14 protein-coding genes are annotated in these 17858 nt (G+C 61.9%); 5 read left to right on the forward strand and 9 right to left on the reverse strand.

Going from position 1 to position 17858, the window contains the following annotated elements; genetic code table 11:
* Positions 1-487, forward strand: a 487-nt coding sequence (locus tag U0988_RS07745; protein WP_322292053.1) for a pyridoxamine 5'-phosphate oxidase family protein, incomplete at its 5' end; no start/stop codon positions are given.
* A 77-nt stretch (positions 488-564) separates the two neighbouring features.
* On the opposite strand, the gene U0988_RS07750 is transcribed toward U0988_RS07745, so the two are convergent.
* Both U0988_RS07750 and U0988_RS07755 read right to left on the reverse strand, forming a co-directional pair.
* Entirely contained in the window at positions 565-2130 is a 1566-nt protein-coding gene (locus U0988_RS07750) for an amino acid permease (protein ID WP_322292054.1), read from the reverse strand.
* 109 nt (positions 2131-2239) lie between these two features.
* Positions 2240-3670 carry a sodium-dependent transporter gene (locus U0988_RS07755; protein ID WP_322292055.1) on the reverse strand — a complete coding sequence of 477 codons (1431 nt, stop codon included), beginning with the start codon at positions 3668-3670 and terminating at the stop codon, positions 2240-2242.
* Between the two features lie 145 nt (positions 3671-3815).
* Between U0988_RS07755 and panB the strand changes: the two genes are divergently transcribed.
* Both panB and U0988_RS07765 read left to right on the forward strand, forming a co-directional pair.
* Positions 3816-4688 carry a 3-methyl-2-oxobutanoate hydroxymethyltransferase gene (gene panB / locus U0988_RS07760; protein WP_322292056.1) on the forward strand — a complete coding sequence of 291 codons (873 nt, stop codon included), beginning with the start codon at positions 3816-3818 and terminating at the stop codon, positions 4686-4688.
* Positions 4689-4764: 76 nt separating this feature from the next.
* Complete coding sequence (locus U0988_RS07765) at positions 4765-5841, forward strand: DUF475 domain-containing protein (protein WP_322292066.1); 1077 nt, start codon at positions 4765-4767, stop codon at positions 5839-5841.
* Here the strand turns inward: U0988_RS07765 and U0988_RS07770 are convergent.
* From U0988_RS07770 to U0988_RS07800, 7 genes are all read right to left on the reverse strand, one after another.
* The gene (locus tag U0988_RS07770) at positions 5813-6766 is read right to left on the reverse strand and encodes a bile acid:sodium symporter family protein (protein WP_322292057.1); all 954 of its coding nucleotides are present in this window, start codon (positions 6764-6766) and stop codon (positions 5813-5815) included. The two genes, U0988_RS07765 and U0988_RS07770, sit on opposite strands and share 29 nt — an antisense overlap.
* Before the next feature lie 41 nt (positions 6767-6807).
* Positions 6808-8601 carry a tetratricopeptide repeat protein gene (locus U0988_RS07775; protein ID WP_322292058.1) on the reverse strand — a complete coding sequence of 598 codons (1794 nt, stop codon included), beginning with the start codon at positions 8599-8601 and terminating at the stop codon, positions 6808-6810.
* The gene (gene prsR, locus U0988_RS07780; protein ID WP_416172378.1) at positions 8585-9961 is read right to left on the reverse strand and encodes a PEP-CTERM-box response regulator transcription factor; all 1377 of its coding nucleotides are present in this window, start codon (positions 9959-9961) and stop codon (positions 8585-8587) included. Before prsR ends, U0988_RS07775 begins: the two co-directional genes overlap by 17 nt.
* Positions 9961-12114 (reverse strand): XrtA/PEP-CTERM system histidine kinase PrsK, encoded by a 2154-nt coding sequence (gene prsK / locus U0988_RS07785; RefSeq protein WP_322292060.1) that lies wholly within the window; start codon positions 12112-12114, stop codon positions 9961-9963. The genes prsR and prsK overlap by 1 nt, the downstream gene beginning before the upstream one ends.
* Positions 12093-13478, reverse strand: a complete 1386-nt coding sequence (locus tag U0988_RS07790) for a TIGR03013 family XrtA/PEP-CTERM system glycosyltransferase (RefSeq protein ID WP_322292061.1) — start codon at positions 13476-13478, stop codon at positions 12093-12095. Before U0988_RS07790 ends, prsK begins: the two co-directional genes overlap by 22 nt.
* A gap of 124 nt (positions 13479-13602) precedes the next feature.
* Positions 13603-13893, reverse strand: coding sequence for a hypothetical protein (locus tag U0988_RS07795; protein WP_322292062.1), 291 nt, complete (start codon positions 13891-13893; stop codon positions 13603-13605).
* 79 nt (positions 13894-13972) lie between these two features.
* A complete protein-coding gene (locus tag U0988_RS07800) occupies positions 13973-15349 on the reverse strand; it encodes a helix-turn-helix domain-containing protein (RefSeq protein WP_322292063.1) in 1377 nt (458 codons plus the stop codon).
* A 164-nt stretch (positions 15350-15513) separates the two neighbouring features.
* Here U0988_RS07800 and U0988_RS07805 point away from each other — a divergent pair, with 164 nt between their 5' ends.
* Both U0988_RS07805 and U0988_RS07810 read left to right on the forward strand, forming a co-directional pair.
* Complete coding sequence (locus tag U0988_RS07805; RefSeq protein ID WP_322292064.1) at positions 15514-17112, forward strand: isocitrate lyase; 1599 nt, start codon at positions 15514-15516, stop codon at positions 17110-17112.
* A gap of 30 nt (positions 17113-17142) precedes the next feature.
* Positions 17143-17322, forward strand: coding sequence for a hypothetical protein (locus U0988_RS07810; protein WP_322292065.1), 180 nt, complete (start codon positions 17143-17145; stop codon positions 17320-17322).
* The last annotated feature ends 536 nt before the right edge of the window (positions 17323-17858 follow it).

Raw genomic sequence — 17858 nt, forward strand, 5'->3', positions numbered from 1 at the left:
CCCCATGAAATATTCCGCCGGAAAAGCCGACGAGCTCAAGAAGAAGTTCTGGACGGCGATGGCCGATTCGCCCTTCATCATGCTTCAGCTGGATCGCGATCCCTCGACCGCGGTGCCGATGACCGCGCAGCTCGACAAAAACGCCGACAGCTCAATCTGGTTCTATACCCAGAAGAACAGCAGCTTTGCCGCTTTGGGGCCGGTTACAGCTACCTTCGAGGGCAAAGGCCACGAGATGTTCGCCCGGTTCCACGGCACCCTGTCGGTGGAAACCAGCCAGGAGCGTTTCGACCAGTTCTGGAGCAATTTCGTCGAGGCGTGGTACGACGAGCGCAAGAACGATCCCGACATATTGTTCCTGCGCATGGACCTCGGCGCAGCAGAATTGTGGAACGGCGACATGGGGCTGCTCGACACCGCCAAGATGGCGCTCGGCATGACGGTCCATGACGATGCACAGAAGCAGCATACAGAAACGACCCTCTGATCCGGGCTCACCGAAAACAAAAAGGCCGCTCCCGTTATGGAAGCGGCCTTATTTGATGCCTGCGACAATCAGCGATTTTACTGCGGATTGATCGGAATCATGGTGTCTTCGCCGGCGATCTCGTCCACCACTTCCACTATCCCGCGCCCAAGATGGCTGCGGCTGCGGCTGTATCCGAAATAAACGATCAGGCCGATCCCGCCCCACACCGGCAGCACCAGCATTGCCGCGAACGGCAGGTTGGCGAACAGGAAAATACATCCGGCAATGGTGGCGGGCCCGACAAACCACAGCGCCGGAGTACGGAAACTGCGTTTGACGTCGGGAGATGTCTTGCGCAGCACCATCACGGCAATCGCCACCATCATGAAGGCATACAGCGTTCCCGCATTGGCGATATCAGCCAGTTGCCCGACCGGGAAGAAGGCAGCGCCCACGGCTACCACGACGCCGGTGATGGCGGTGACGATGTGCGGCGTTTTCCACTTGGGATGAACGCGGCTGAGGACATCGGGCAGCAAACCGTCGCGGCTCATCACGAAGAAAATGCGCGTCTGGGCAAAAATCAGCACCAGGATCACCGATGGCAGCGCCAGGAACGCGGCAATACCCAGGGCGTTACCGACCTTGGAAAAACCGATCTCGCGCAGCACATGCGCCAGCGCCTCGTCCGAACAGACCAGCATCTGGGAATATTGCGGCATCGCGCATTGCAGCGCCAATTGCTCCGATCCAGCGGGGAACGGCACTCCGTTCGGCCCCATGATCGGTTGCCCGCCGATGGTCCCGATGGCTCCGGCCGCGACCAGGATATAGAACACCGTGCAGAACAGCAGCGATCCGACCAGACCGATCGGCACGTTGCGCTGCGGGTCCTTGGTTTCCTCCGCCGCGGTGGAAACCGCGTCGAACCCGACATAGGCGAAGAAGATCGTCGCTGCCGCGCCTACGGCACCGACACCCGAGCCCAGCCCGCCGAATACGCCGGCGGGCAGGAAGGGATTGAAATTCGCCAGCTCAACTGCGGGGATGGTGAGGAAGATGAACACGGTCAGCGCGGTCACCTTGATGGCCACCAGGATCGCGTTGAACATGGCAGATTCGCGTGTGCCCAGCATCAGCAGCCAGGTCACCAGCAGCGCGATTACCAGCGCCGGCAAATTGATCAGCCCGCCCGGTGCACCGCCAAGGGCGAGCGGCCCCGCCGCCAGCCATGCCGGCAAATTCAATCCGAAGAACTCGCTCAATATGGTCCCGCTGAAATAGCCCGACCAGCCGACCGACACCGCGCTGGCGGCAACGGCGTATTCCAGGATCAGCGCCCAGCCCACGGTCCAGGCGAGAAATTCGCCCATGGTCGCATAGGTATAGGTATAGGCCGACCCCGACACCGGGATCATCGCGGCAATTTCGGCATAGCACAGCGCCGCGACGATACAGATGACGCCGGCGATGGCGAAAGCCAGCATCAGGCCAGGTCCGGCCTTCTGCGCGCCCGCCGCGGTGAGGACGAATATGCCCGTGCCGATCACGCAGCCGATGCCGAACAGCATCAATTGGAACCAGCCTAACGAACGATGAAGCGACTTTTTCTCCGCCGCAGCCAGAATGGCGCTGAGCGGCTTTACCCGGCCTGTAAGCATAATTTCCCGAACTCTCCCGGACCCGGAATGGGAACTACCCGCCTCGCCAGTCCAAGCCGGTGCTTTTATGCTCTTTTCGAGTGGCTGCAATCGGAAAAATGTGGCCTGCCTATCCACCCGCAACAGAAGGAAAAATTCCGACGATGAGGATAAGCGACAGCACCAGCGGGCACAGCCACCTGACCAGGAATCGCCAGAACTGGTGCATCCCACCGGTCAAGCCGGTTTGGCTGTCGATCAGACGCCGTTCGGCGATCCAGCCGACGAATATCGACGTCAGGATCGCGCCAATCGGCATGAACAGCTTAGCCGTGACGCTATCGAGTGTTTCGAACACGGTTTCACCCGCAAACAGCGGGATCAATCCGAGGGGGTGGAAATCGGCGAGGGTGCTAAAGGAATAGGCCGACGCAGCCCCCAGCGCCATGGCCAGACCGGCAATCACAATCGCCGTCAGCGCACGCGGGGTGTTGAATTTTTCTCGCGCCCAGGCGGTTGGCACCTCCATCAAGGCGACCGAACTGGTCAGCGCCGCGAATCCGACCATGATGAAGAACAGCAGGCCGATAATCGATCCGCCGGGCATCGATTGGAAGGCATGAGGCAATGTGTTGAACATCAGCCCCAGTCCGCCCTCGGTCGAAAGCCCGGCGGCGAGAACAATGGGGAAGACGCACAGCCCCGCGATCAGGGCGACCGCGGTGTCGGAAGCTGCGACGATAGCCGATGTTCCCGCCAGGTTCACCTCGCGGCTGACGTAGGAGCCATAAGTCATCATCCCCGCCATCCCCAGCGACAGCGAGAAGAATGCCTGCCCTACAGCAGCCAACATGACGCTGCCGGTGAGTTTCGAAAAATCAGTGGTAAACAGGTACACCACCGCTTCGGTGAAAGCCCCGTTGAATGCGCCATAAATCGTGATGCCAAGCAGCAGGATGAAAAAGGCCGGCATCAACCATACCGCGACAATTTCGATTCCGCCGGCCACGCCGCGCGCCACGAAATACAGAGTGATGGCCACAAACGCGATGTCCAGCCCCGTCATCATCAGGCCATTTTCCTGCAAGGCAGGGAAGATCGCGGCGATGCCTTCGGCGCTCATCCCCGTCAGCGCTCCTCCAGTGACGCCGCTGGCGAACAGATCCGCCCCGAACAGGCCGATATAATACAGCACCCAGCCGCCGATCACGCAGTAAAACGCAAGGATCATGAACGATCCCAGCACACCCATCCCGGCGAGCCCTTCCCAATAGCGGGAGGCTTTCGAGGCTTCGGCCATGCGCCGGACGCTGATCGTCGCGGACGATTGCCCGAACCGCCCGATCAGGGTTTCGGACAGCAGCACCGGCAGACCGATCAGCAGGATGCAGAAAATATAGAACAGGACAAAGGCCCCGCCACCATTGGCAGCTGCTTCCGCCGGGAAGCGGACCAGATTGCCGAGGCCAACCGCAGAGCCGATGGCCGCCAGGATAAAGGCGGTGCGGGAAGACCAGCCTTCGTGCGGGGGCATTCCGTCGGATCCGGGTGTGACAACCATTGAGCAAAATCTCCGTTTGTTCGTCCGCACACTCTCGGGGTGCGCTTTTCTGACCCAGCTTGTGGAGAGAAATACTTCGTGCGTCGAGAGGCCGGGCCGATTTATCGACTTTGCGTTTATCTGGCCCCGCGGCTAAACCGGCGCGATGTCCACCACATTCCAGCTCGACACCTCGACCAGCCGCGCCAATCCGACGCCGCAGCCCATGCGCCGCCTGACGGTGCCCAAAATCCGCGAGCGCAAGCAGGACGGGGTCACGGCGGAACCGCTGGTGATGTTGACCGCCTATACCGCACGGCAGGCGCAATTGCTGGACGAACATTGCGACCTGTTGCTGGTGGGGGATTCCCTGGGTCAGGTAATCTACGGACTACCCTCCACCATACCCGTCACGCTGGAGATGATGGCAAACCACGGTGCCGCGGTCGTTCGCGGCAGTTATCACGCGGTGGTGGTGATCGATATGCCCTTCGGTTCCTACGAGGGATCGCCGCAACAGGCGTTCGAAAGTGCGGCGCTCCTGCTTAAGCAGACCGGCGCGGCTGCGGTAAAGTTGGAGGGCGGCGCGGCAATGGCGGAAACCGTGGCGTTCCTTAACCAGCGCGGTATCCCGGTGATGGGCCATGTCGGGCTCACCCCGCAGGCGGTCAACGTCCTTGGCGGCTACGCTGCCCGCGGTCGCAGCGACAGCGAAGCGGACAAGATCGTGGCCGATGCCAAGGCACTCGACCAGGCGGGCGCGTTCGCAATTGTGATCGAAGGCGTCATCGAACCTATCGCGATCGAAGTCACCAAGGCGGTCGCCTGCCCCACCATCGGGATCGGCGCATCCGCCCGGTGCGATGGACAGGTGCTGGTGACCGAAGACATGCTGGGGATGTTCGAACGGGTGCCGCGCTTCGTCAAGCGGTACGAGGACATCGCCGGCATCATCGAGAAAACCGTGATCCGGTATGCCGGGGAAGTGCGCAGCCGTGATTTCCCGGGGCCGGAACAGACTTACCAGCCGAAGGATTGAACTTCGACGATCCCTTGTGTCCGCGGCCCAACTTGCCTAGCGGGCCAAATTCGTTTCTGACCTCATTTTGCCGGGAATTCGCACCGTGTTCCATTACTATCGCGCATCCCTGATCTTTACCCTCATCTGCCTGGGCCTGGGCGTCTGGTACGGGTGGAGCAGCACGGGCGGCAATATCGCCGCGACGGCAGGAATCCTGTGGATCATCGCCGTCCTTTCGGTGCTGGAGATCTCGCTCAGCTTCGACAACGCGGTGGTGAACGCCACGGTGCTCAAGGATATGGACAGGATCTGGCAACGCCGGTTCCTGACCTGGGGGATGGCCTTTGCGGTGTTCGGGATGCGGATCGTGTTCCCGCTGGCCATTGTTGCCATTGCCGCCGGACTGGGGCCGATCGAGGCGGTAAATCTGTCGCTCAACGATCCTGTCCGATACGAGGAAATCGTTTCCTCCGCCCATATCGGCATTGCGGGTTTCGGCGGCGCGTTTCTGGCGATGGTTGGCCTGAAATTCTTCTTCGACGCCGACAAGGACGTGCACTGGATCGCGGTGATCGAAACGCGGCTGAAAACCGTTTCCTCGGTTCAGGCTGCCGAGATCGCGCTGTTGCTGCTGGTTATCTGGGCGATATCGACACTTCTGCCGGATGAAGATGCCCTGACCTTCATCGTTGCTGGCGTACTCGGGCTGGTGACATTCATCGCCGTAGAAGCGGTCGGCACCATTCTGGAACTGCAGGAGGAAGCGAAGAAAAGGGCCGGTATGGTTGTCAGGTCCGGCCTCGGCGGTTTTCTCTATCTCAATGTACTCGACGCATCCTTCAGTTTCGACGGGGTGATCGGCGCCTTCGCCTTGTCCAACAATATGGTGATCATCGCTCTCGGCCTGTCGATCGGGGCAATGTTCGTCCGTTCGATGACCATTCACCTGGTCGAAAAGGGTACCCTGGCGCAGTATCGTTTTCTGGAACATGGCGCGTTCTGGGCGATTATCGCACTCGGCGGGATCATGCTGGTTTCGGCGGTTTTCCATATCCCGGAAACGGTTACCGGCCTTATCGGTGCTACCCTGATCGGACTTTCGCTGTGGTGGTCGATCCGTCACAACCGGCGCGAAATTGTCGCTACTGTGGAGCCGCGCTTAAACGATTAGCGAGCGGCGCGGATACCACCAGTTGCAGCAGGTGGTAGATCAGCAGCGGGACCAGAATTAGGCCAGCGGTCGCGGCGGGAAACAGCACGAGAGCGAGCGGGGCGCCCATCGCGACGCTCTTGTGTCCGCCGCCGAACAGGAACGCGATCCGGTCCGCCCGGTCCAGCCGCATCGCCCCGCCCAGAAGCCATGCGCCGCCGTAGGCCGCAGTCAGCATGGCGATCAGCCCGCCCAGCAGCCAGCCCCAGCTTGCGGCGTCCAGCAGTCCCCAGATACCCTGTTCGACCGCGCCGGAAAACGCTACGTAGACAGCGATAGAGATGGCGGCGCGGTCCATCCCGCGGATCAGCACTGGATGGTCGTGCACGAATTGCCCACCGCGCGATTGCAGCATTTGGCCCAGCGCAAACGGCAGGATCAGAACGAGGAATATCTTCACCAGCCCGCTGGTGCCCAGTTCTGCCTCCGCCCCGCCGCCGAGCGCAGCGAAGATCGGGACGCTGACGAAAACGCCCAATATGTTGAGCAGCGCCGCAGCCACCACGGCTATGGCTACATTACCGCCCGCCATCGATGTGTAGGCCGTTGCCGACTGGACCGTGGATGGCAGCACCCCAAGATAGAGAAACCCGAGCGCCACCAGCGGCGGAACCAGTCCTTCCATCCCCCGGGCAAATCCCAGTCCGACCAGCGCCAGTGCACCGAAGGACCATAGCGCCAAGACCGACAGGTACCGCCAGTTCGCCATCCCCCGCGCGACATCTCGGCGGGAGAGACGCATTCCGTTGAGGAAAAACAGCAGGAACACCGCAGCGTTGCTGACGAGCTGCGCGCCGTCCCGGTATGGCCCGGTGGCAGGAAACAGGCTGGCGAGCAGCGTCGCCAGAACCAGCAGGCGGACCATGGGATCGATACGGGAGAACATCGCCGCTGCCCTGCCCGACAAATCGGCAGCTTGTCGAGCGCTTAGCGCCGCTGCAGCCTCGCCGCCTTGTGCGCCAGCGCCTGCGCCTGCGCATCACTGCCACCTGTCTGTGTCAGGATCCGCGCGAGCAGGCCGGTCGCTTCCGGATTCATCCTTTGCAGCGAATAGGCACGAATAGCAGCTTCGCGCGCTGTCTCTGCGTCGTCCAGCGCCAGCGCAGTCTCGGCGCGCAGCATCCACACCTGCGGATCACGGGCCGCTCCGTTGGCGATAGCCAGGTCGAGAAGAAGACCCGCCTTTGCCGCATTGCCGGATTGCAATTCGGCTCTGGCCAGCATCACCGCAGCCTCAGTATTCGCCGAGTTCTTCGCCAGCTGGTATTCCAGCAGGGTCAACGCGGATTGCCGCCTGCCTGCCGCCAGTTCGGCAGCGACCATCCGCCGGGCCAGCGGCCAGAACTGCCGGATCTCCGCAGCATTCGCGTAATATTCCGCCGCCTTCCTGCCCTGACCGGCAAAGATATAGGCATCGCCCGCCAGCGCCGCGGCATCGCCGGACCCTGGTGCTAGGCGGAGAAACGCCTCGGCATTGTCGATAGCAGCGGCGGGCTGCCCTGCCCCAAGCAGCGCCCGCACCAGCGCGGCCGCGTCCGGCCCGGTCTTCGGCCCGCGGGCGAGTGCCACGTCCAGGCTGGTCGCAGAGGGCAAGGGCCGCAATCCGGTTGCCGTGCTGCGCGCCGCCAGATCGAGATAAAGCGCGGCTTTGGCCCGCTCGCCCAGAACTTCGTAGGAGCGGCCGACCAGTGTCGTCAGATAGGGCGGCGCGCCCGGCTGGCCTGCGCGATCTTCGAAGCGGTGCACCAATTCGCGGTGCTTGCCGCCGAGCGCCAGCGACCGCGCCGCCAGCAGGCGGATACGCGCATTGTCGGGCTGCATCCGCTCAAGCCGGTCGAACATTTGCGAAGCACTGGCATGATTGCCGGTTTCGAGATCAATTATGCCTGACAGCAACATTGCCGCCGGAGTTTCCCGTTGCAAACTTCCACTACGGTCCAGCAGATTACGCGCCAGATCGAAACGGCCCCCGCGCGCGGCCAGCACCGCCTGCAGGTAAAAAGCCTGCGAATTTTCTTCGTCCAGTTCGATCATCCGCCGGACCACGACCAGCATATCCTTAAGCTGGCCAAGCTCGCCCAGGGTGGCGGCGTAATCTCCCATCAGCGCCAAATTATCGCGATTGCTTTCCAGCGCCGCCTCGTACCAGGGCAGCGCCGCTTCCGGTCCGGCGGCATCGCGGACCAGCTGAGCCCGGAATTGCAGTGCGGCCACGTTTTGGGGCCCCAGCTCGGCAGCTCGGATGCTCGCATCGACAGCCTGCCGGTGCTCACCTCCGAGATAGCGAAGCCGGCCGATATCAACCCATAGATCCGGACTTTCCGGGATAAATTCGAGCGCACGATCGAACGCCATCCCAGCTTCCGGCAAATTGCCTTCGCGCATTCGCGCTCGGCCAAGCATATGGAACCCGCGCCCGGCCGTTGCAGGAGTGAAGCTGCTGCTTTCGAGCCAGCGGCGCGCCTCCGCGATCTGGCCCTGCTGCAATTCCGCCTCACCCAGATAGGCAGCAATTTCCATTTCGGGCGTCCCACCCGCGAGCATTTCGCGCAGGATTATCTCCGCCCCCAGCCCGTCCTGCGCCGCCAGAGCCTGCTGCGCCCGTTCTATCGGCGCAGCTTCCGGAAGCGGCTCGGAGCACGCGGCGAGCAGCAGCAGGATTGCCCCAAGCCCGCCACCAATTGTGCGCAGAACCGTTCGCGCTTCAGGCCTGCAGGTCATACTGCTTGAGCAGGTCGTACAGTGTCGGCCGGCTGATCCCGAGCATCTTGGCAGTGCTGGAAATATTGCCTTCACTGCGGGCGAGCGCGTGGCGGATGACCTTGCGGTCCGATTGTTCGCGCGCGGATTTGAGGTTCAGCGGAAGCGCCTCCTCTTCTCCGGCCTCGTGCAGATCGAGATCCTCCGCGCCGACCAGCTTGCTGTCCGCCATGATGACCGCGCGCTTGACCCGGTTTTCCAGTTCACGGACATTTCCCGGCCAGCCCCAGCCATCGATTGCCGCCAGCGCATCCTTCGCAAAGCCGGTAACCTGCGGGTTCATTTCCGCCGAAAAGCGCTTGAGGAAGGCCTTCGCGAGCAACGTCGGGTCGCCGGGCCGCTCTGCCAGCGAAGGAATCTTGATGACGATTTCGGCGAGCCGGTAGAACAGATCCTCGCGGAACTGCGCTTCGCCGATCATCGCCTCAAGGTCCTGGTGAGTCGCGCACACGATTCGCGTGTCGACTTCGATCGTCTTGCGCCCGCCGATCCGTTCAATCGTGCGTTCCTGCAGGAACCGCAGCAGCTTGACCTGCAGCGGGAGCGGAATATCGCCGACTTCGTCCAGAAACAGCGTACCGCCATGCGCCTGTTCGATCTTGCCCTCGGTGGTCTTGACGGCACCCGTGAAGGCACCCTTTTCATGGCCGAACAATTCGCTTTCCAGCAGATTTTCCGGAATCGCGGCGCAGTTGATTGCCACGAAGGCACCGCCGCTCCTGTCGCTGGCGTCATGCAGACCCTTGGCGAGCAGTTCCTTGCCGGTTCCGCTTGCCCCCAGCAACATCACCGAGACGTTGGTCTTCGCCACCCGCTCGATCGTCCGGGCGACCTTGACCATTTCCGGCGCGGCGGTGATCAGGCGGCCGAGCACTGTCTTGTCCTCACCAACCTGCGACGCAAGGTGCCGGTTTTCCTGTTCGATGACATGCAGGTTCATCGCCCGTTTCACGATCAATCCCAGCGCTTCGATATCGATCGGCTTCTGGTAGAAATCATAAGCCCCGTGCTCGATTGCCCGCAGCACACTTTCGCGTGCATTATGGCCCGAAGCAACGATGACTTTCGTGTCCGGTTTGAGCGCCATGATGGCGTCGAGAACGGCAAAGCCTTCGGTAGTTCCATCGGGGTCGGGCGGCAGCCCGAGATCCAGTGTGACCACCGCGGGCTCCTCCGCCCGGAGTGCGGCAAGCGCGTCCTGCCGGGTGCCGACGATCGTCACGTCGAAATCGTCATAGGCCCATTTAAGCTGTGCCTGCAGCCCCGCGTCGTCCTCCACGATAAGCAGCTTCGGCAGGTGTTTCGTGTCTGGCAGGGCCATCATGCAACCTCGGTTGTGGGATCGTTTTGGGCCCGCGCTTCGGTGCGGGCGAGCAGATCGGCGGCTGCGGCCAGCGGCAATTGAATGGCAAAGCGGGTCCCCAACCCTACGCGGGATTCCACGTCGAGCCGGCCGCCCATGGCCGTGACCAGTTCCCGGGCTTCGAATGCGCCGATGCCGAAACCGGCGTTCTTGGACGATACGAAGGGTTTGAACAGGCCGTTACGAACGAATTCAGGGCTCATGCCGCAGCCCGAATCGATCACATCGACCCGGCCGAGCACCCCATCGCTCGAAACATCCAGCATTACCGGGAATCTCTCGTCGCTGGCATCGACGGCATTCTGGACGAGGTGAATCAGCGCCTGTTCCAGGGCCTCCGGATCGGCCAGCACCTTGCAGCTGTCTGCGTGGATCAGCTGGACCGGATGCAGCTTGCCATATTGCTCGGCCACCGCCTTGACGATTTTTGCCAGTTCGAACGGTTCCCGCCGGTCGCTGCCATGCCCGCCGTAGCGGCCAAGCCGGGCCAGCAGGCTGTTCAGCTTGTCGGCACTGTTGCGCAGGGTGACCAGCATGTCCGCCCGGAATTCCGGATTGTCGGCATGGCGCTGCGCGTTGCGCGCCAGCAGAGTCAACTGGCTGGCAAGGTTCTTGATGTCGTGCATCACAAAGGCAATGCGGCGGTTGAATTCTTCAAAGCGCGCGGATTCCATCAACGCATGTTGCCCCGCCTGTTCGGCAATATAGCTGGCCAGTTGCTGGCCGACGACCCGCAGCAGGTCGAAGTCCTCCCAGTCGAGATTGCGCGGCGAGAGCGGTCGGCTGAGCACCACCACCCCCGTGAGCCGATCGAAATGGAGCAAGGGAACCAGGGCCCAGGCATCCTGCTCCTCCGCCAACCATTCGGGCAGCAGCGGAGCCTCACCATAGCGGTTGGCGCCCTGCCTTACTTCATCCAGGTCCACCACGAAGCTGCCGCTTTCCAGCAGCGAGGCCATCCGGCCCGACATCGCTTCTGCCGGTACGTCAATATCGCGCCACTGCCAGCGGGACGCGAGTTCATAGGCGCCCTGCTCATTGGGCAGCAGCAGCAATCCCGACGGGCTGTCGGTTATGTCGGCCAGCGCCTGGACCACCCGTTCGTGCAGCGAATGCGAGTTTTCACCTCCCTGGCCCAATGTCTGGGTGAAACGCAGCCACTCGGCGCGGTAATCGTAGCGATGCTGGAAAAGATGCTTGACCATGGTCACTCGCAGCCATCCGCGCAGCCGCTTCGAGGGCAGCCAAAGAATTGCGAAAACCGAGGCCGCGAAAACGAACGCCACCTGGGTGAACCGGGCCAGTTCCCCCCGCTGCAGGGCGATCGATTCCGAGATCAGCACCATGATCGCGAGATATCCGCCAATCAGCAGCAGCGATAATGTCTGGAAGGTCACCTTGCGGGACGGCCGCAGCATCAAGGTTCCGCCAGCCTGACTCGCGCCGATCGCGACTAGAATTGCGAGCGCCGCAAACACGATCCCGCGCAGCGCGGACAGTTCGGCTGGAAGGTCACCGGTCAGATAGGCGGTTGTCTGGAAATTCAATTCGTACAGCCACAGCATCGCCAGCCCGGCAGCGGCCCAGCGGTAAGCCTTCCGGGCCGCGCTTGATGCGCCGCCGTAAAAATTATGCAGCAGCACCAGTGCGCCAATCGCCACGAGGATGCGCAAGGTGGTGCTGACTTCAAAAGCCAGTTCTGCCATTTCGGACGCGTTTGCGGAGCGCAGATCGAACAGCAGCAGCAGCGTCTGCATAATCTCGACGAACACCAGCGCCGCTACTACCGGCCTGATCGGGGCCACCGCGCGATCACGGCCATCGGCCACAAACAGCCGGTAAAGCACGAAGATCCAGGCGAGGTTTCGGACGCTTTCAGCAATATTTGTAACAGGTGCAGCCGGCCCGAGGGCGGCAATCAGACCGCATGACAATGCAGTAAGACCCAGCGCGGCAACACTTGCCCCGCCATCGGGACGGTCGGCGTCACCGCGGTGAAGCACCCACACAGCGGCAATGGCGCAGACAATCGCGCCGACCAGGTGGAGTGCAAAGCTCGCCAGCGTCCAGAAATCGGTCGATCCGCCGGTCACCGTGCGCCCTCCGGCCACAGGATCACGCGCAGCGTCTGCAACAGGATCAGCAGATCGAGGAAGGGTGTGTAGTTCTTGGCATAATAGAGGTCGTATTCCAGCTTGTGCCGCGAATCCTCGATCGATGCGCCATAGGGGTAATTGATCTGCGCCCAGCCGGTAATCCCGGGCTTTACCATGTGCCGTTCGGCATAGAATGGCAGCTGATCGTTCAGTTCCTCGACGAATTCGGGTACTTCGGGGCGCGGGCCGACGAAGCTCATGTGGCCCTTCAGGACGCTCCATGTTTGTGGCAATTCGTCGATCCGGACCTTGCGGATGAATTTGCCGACGCGGGTGATACGCGGATCATCGTGCTGCGCCCATGATGCACCGCCGGTTTCCGCATCGGATTTCATCGAGCGCAGCTTGATCACGGGAAAATTCTGTCCGTAAAGACCGACGCGGGTCTGGCGGAAAAAGGCCGAACCGCTGCTGTCGAGTTTCACCAGCACTGCAAACAGCGCAATAATCGGCAGGGTCAGCGCCAGCAGCACGGAACTGGCGAAAATATCGAACACGCGCTTCGCAGCGCCGGAAATCATTCGCCCGGAGGAAAATCCGTCGGAGAAGATCAGCCAGCTCGGATTGACCGAATCAAGATCGACCCGCCCGGTCTCTCGTTCCATGAAACTGCTGAAATCGTTGACGTGGACACCCATCGTCTTGATCCGCAGCAGGTCCTTCATCGGCACCGCGTTGCGCCGCTCCTCCAGCGCCAGCACCACTTCGCTCGGCCCGAGATTTTCCACGTAGCGGCCGAGATCATGGATCGCGCTGCGCGGAATTGCCTCCAGCACGCCGGTCTCGCTTTCGTTCATGCCGATGTAGGACACGATCACGAAGCCGCTATCGGGTCGCTCGGCCAGCTTTTTCAGCCGCTGCGCACGCGATCCGGCGCCGAGCACCATGACCCGGCGCCGAAATGCCGACGTGCCCAGAAAGCCGCCGATGATCAGACGGTTGAGAATCGCCAGGATGATGGCCAGCACCATCGCGTAGACAAGTGTCGATCGCCAGAACGTCGCGCCGGGAAGCAGGAAATCGATCACCGACAGCGCAATGATTCCAAGGCTGACCGCAACCAGCAGGCGCGCGCAGGCATAGCGCATCGATCGGGTCGCCTCGGCACCGTAGATACCAACCGAAATCATCGCCAGCCAGACGATCAGGGCGAAGCCGAAGAGCGGCAGGGCGCGGTCGGCAACCGCGCCCGCATCGATTCCGATCTGCCATGCACGCAGCAGCCACGCCAGTTCACCCGCCAGGAACAGCAGTCCCAGGTCGAACAAGCCCAGCAGCATAACCGCGTTGGGAATATAATGTTTGAACAGGCGGATCATGCCATCTGCGTCCGGAGTTCCTTCTTCGAACTGCCGGATTACGACGCAGATATGAAATGTCGGTAAACTTTACACCATTAAAAATGGTGGCGCTTTTCCGCCCGTCACAAGCGTTAATTTCAGGTTACTCGTCGTTGGTGACGTCGTCCGCGACATCCTGAACCGCGTCGCCAGCCTGCTGGGCCGCGTTTCCGACGTCGGAAGCTGCCTCGGCAACGGCATTGTCCTTGGCGATTTCTGCACCGCCCATCTGCGAAAAGACCAGATACGCGACTGCCGCCAATACCAGGATGGCTATCAGGAACATCAGGCCCTTGCCGCCGCCGCTGCGTTCCGGGTGATCGGTGACCACCGTGGTCGTGGTGTGTGTCGATCCGTCGGGGTCCTGGACCCGGGTGGTGCGTTCTTCGGTCATTACAATGCTCCCTCAACTCAAAGGCGCAATGAGGGAAGGCCGCGTAAGTTCCCGGAATTCGTCCATGCCCGGCAGGCCGCTAGCCGAACTGGAAGGGTGCGTCGGTATGGCTGAGCTGCTCGAAATAGAGCTTCGCGCCCCTTGGCGGGAGCGAGCGCTGGCGGCAGTCCTGAATATGGCAGGCCGCGCAGCCGGGGCCGATCGGCTGGGTATCGCCCTCGTCCAGCGAAAGCCCGCGCGACAGGGCCAGATTGCCCGCCAGCCGCGCCTCTAGGCCCAGAATGATCGCGAAGCGCGTCACGCCGTCGAAGAAGCTGCCTTCTACCGTGCGGGCAATCGTCAGCCAGTTTGCCGGAGCAGCCCCGGCTTCGGGCAGATGGACAACCTGGCGGCAATATTGCCCCGCCCGTTCGAACGCCGAATGCGGGATCCACAGCGGGCAGCTGGCGCTACCGTCGAGCAAGCTGGTGCCGCTCGCACCGGTAAAGCGCTTGGAAAACTGCCCTGCCCGGTCCACCCGGGCCATGAAGAACGGCAGGCCGCGCTGGCCGACGCGCTGCAGCGTGGTCAGCCGGTGGGCAAGCTGTTCGAGGCTGACTCCAAAGCGCCGCATCAGGATCTGCAGATCATACCCGGTGGCCTCGCAGGCCCGCAGGAACCGGGAATAAGGCATCACCAGCGCCGCCGCGAAATAGCCGATCAGGTGACGCTGGAACAATTGCCGCGCGGCATCGTCGGCGAATTGTCCGCCGGCGGCGAGATTCTCGATCGCCTCGCGCTGTTCGAGTTGGGCGAGCTGCATCGCCACCTGAAAATTCCTCGCGGGCTGGTCGAGCATTTCCGATATCTGCAACTGACGGGCGTGCAGATCGAGCCTCCGAACCGCCGTCATCATGACGTCCTGCGGCAGGATGCGCAGTGACAATTGGTGCTTGTCGCGCAAGCGCTCGGCCAGCGCGCTGCCGATGTCCGCGCGGGAAATGCGCAGTTCGTCCGCCAGCGCTTCCGCCGCATTGTCGAGATCCGCAAAGTGGTTGCGCCACCGTTCGATCTCGCGCCGGGTTGCCTGCAGCGGCTCGTCCGCCTCGGCCCTTGCGTCCCCGGCATTGTCGAACAGCCGCGCAAATGCGGCCGCGGCTTGCGGTGCGGCGGCGAGGAATTCAGCCACTTCGTCGCGGTCGATGCCGAGATCGGCGAACCTCTCGTCGGACATCCGGCGGACCAGCCCGTCAATCCCGCCGATCGCTTCATTTTCGCGCAAGGCGGCGGAATCGAAATCGAACCGGTCGACCAGCTGCACCAGCACCCGCGCCGTAAGCGGACGCTGGTTGCGCTCGATGAGGTTGAGATAGCTGGGCGAAATTTCCAACCGGGCGGCCATTGCAGCCTGCGTCAGCCCTTCCCGCTTGCGCAAGCGGCGCATCGCAGAACCGGCAAATAGAGGACCTTCAGCCATGTCTCACCCTGTGAATAAATTTACAAAGTTACAGGACGCCATTACCGAAACTGGCCCATTTGACAAGATACTTTGTGTTTTTTCTGTCTTTCGCGCGCTTTGCAGCGGATAAGTGTGGTCATGACGACGGGTTGAACCCGGCCAATAATTCAGGAGCCACGCCAATGACCTATCAGGGCAAAATAAACCTGCTGAACCAGACGATCGCTGCCGCTGGCGCACCGTGGAATGCCATCAGTGCCGAATCGGCGGCGCGGATGCAGTTGCAGAACCGCTTCCACACCGGTCTCGACATCGCCCGCTACACTGCCAGGATCATGCGCCGCGACATGGCTGCCTATGATGCCGACCCGGCGCAATACACCCAGTCGCTCGGCTGCTGGCACGGGTTCATCGCGCAGCAGAAGATGATTTCGATCAAGAAACACTTCGGCAGCACGCATCAGCGCTACCTGTATCTGTCAGGCTGGATGATTGCCGCGCTGCGCAGCGAATTCGGCCCCCAGCCCGATCAGTCCATGCATGAAAAAACCAGCGTTCCTGCGCTGATTGCGGAGATCTACACCTTCCTCAAGCAGGCCGACGCCCGCGAATTGGGCGGGATGTTCCGCGATCTCGATGCTGCACGCGCTGCCGGAGATGAAGTCGAAGCCAAACGGATCGAAATCGCGATCGACAATTACGAAACCCATGTGGTTCCGATCATCGCCGACATCGATGCGGGCTTCGGCAATGCCGAGGCGACCTATCTGCTGTCCAAGAAGATGATCGAAGCGGGCGCCTGCGCAATTCAGATCGAGAACCAGGTTTCCGACGAGAAGCAGTGCGGCCACCAGGACGGCAAGGTTACCGTCCCGCACGAGGATTTCCTGCAGAAGATCCGCGCGATCCGTTATGCGTTCCTGGAAATGGGCGTCGAGGACGGCATCATCGTCGCCCGCACCGACTCGCTCGGCGCAGGCCTGACGAAACAGATCGCCGTGACCAAGGAAGAAGGCGATTTGGGTGACCAGTACAACAGCTTCCTCGATTGCGAGGAAGTGGACCCCGCCGCGATGCAGAACGGGGACGTATTCCTCAGCCGCGAAGGCAAATTGCTGCGGCCAAGGCGCCTGCCGTCCAACCTGTTCCAGTTCCGCACCGGAACCGGCGAAGATCGCTGCGTGCTCGATTGCATCACCTCGCTCCAGAACGGTGCGGACCTGCTGTGGATAGAAACCGAAAAGCCGCATATCGAACAGATCGCCGGCATGGTCGACCGCATCCGCGAAGTCGTTCCCAATGCGAAGCTGGTGTACAACAATTCGCCCAGCTTCAACTGGACGCTCAATTTCCGCCAGCAGGTCTATGATGCGTGGAAGGCGGAGGGCGCGGATGTGTCCGCCTATGACCGGGACCGGCTGATGAGCGTGGATTACGACAGCACCGAACTGGCCGCGCAGGCCGACGAGAAAATCCGCACCTTCCAGCGCGATGCGGCGGCGCGGGCCGGCATCTTCCACCATCTGATCACTCTGCCGACCTATCACACCGCCGCACTCAGCACGGACAATCTGGCCAGGGAATATTTCGGTGACCAGGGGATGCTGGGCTATGTTAAGGGTGTCCAGCGCAAGGAAATCCGCGAGGGTATCGCCTGCGTGAAGCACCAGAACATGTCCGGCTCCGACGTCGGGGATGATCACAAGGAATATTTTGCGGGCGAAGCGGCTCTGAAAGCTGGCGGCGCGCACAATACGATGAATCAATTCGCGGCTGCCTGAGACTGCTGCGAGAGATCGAGGAACAGATCAATGTCCGACACCGAAGCAAAAAATCCGGAACCATCCCGCGCCCGCGCCCTGTTCTCCACCGCGGATTTCAAATTGCTGCGTGAAGCCCTCGCCAGCCACGCCCGCACCACGGAAGACCGCGAGGAGCTCGCCCGGATCAACGCCCTGCATCACCGGCTCGGCACCTACTACAGCGGCTGACCGCGCCAGCCAGCCAAACATGGCCGCTGCCCTTCTCCTGGGGAGGAGATGATGGCCGCCGGGGTTTGCGCCCTGGCGGCCATCTTTGTCTGGGGGCGATCATGAAATTGGAGTGCGATGCTTGTGGAGGCTCTTGCAGGCACCGCGCCCAATTGGCGGGCGATGCTGCGGCATGGGCTTGGTGCGGGGGGCTTGGGTGCAGAGGGAGAGGCACTAGCCGAGACGATTGAGGCCCGGTTGCGCACGGGCCGACCGCTGGCAGCGGAGGAATGGATCAAACGGCGGGAGGCTGCTACGGGCCAACGCCTGAGGCCTTTCAGACGAGGCCCGAAACCGCGCATGGAGGCCGGGCATGGCAATTAAGTATACTGTCCCCGGAATTCCCTGTCCCCGGAATTCCTGGGGCATGGCAATTAAGTATACTGTCCCCGGAATTCGGAATTCGGGATGCCGCCAACCCTGCGTCAGTCAAGGCGTGGCAAGACCTCTCTCGTGTTTACGCAAGCAGCGCAAGTGGTGAAGTGCGCGCGGTGGTT

The organism is Allopontixanthobacter sp. (genome assembly GCF_034376665.1).
Classification (GTDB): domain Bacteria; phylum Pseudomonadota; class Alphaproteobacteria; order Sphingomonadales; family Sphingomonadaceae; genus Allopontixanthobacter.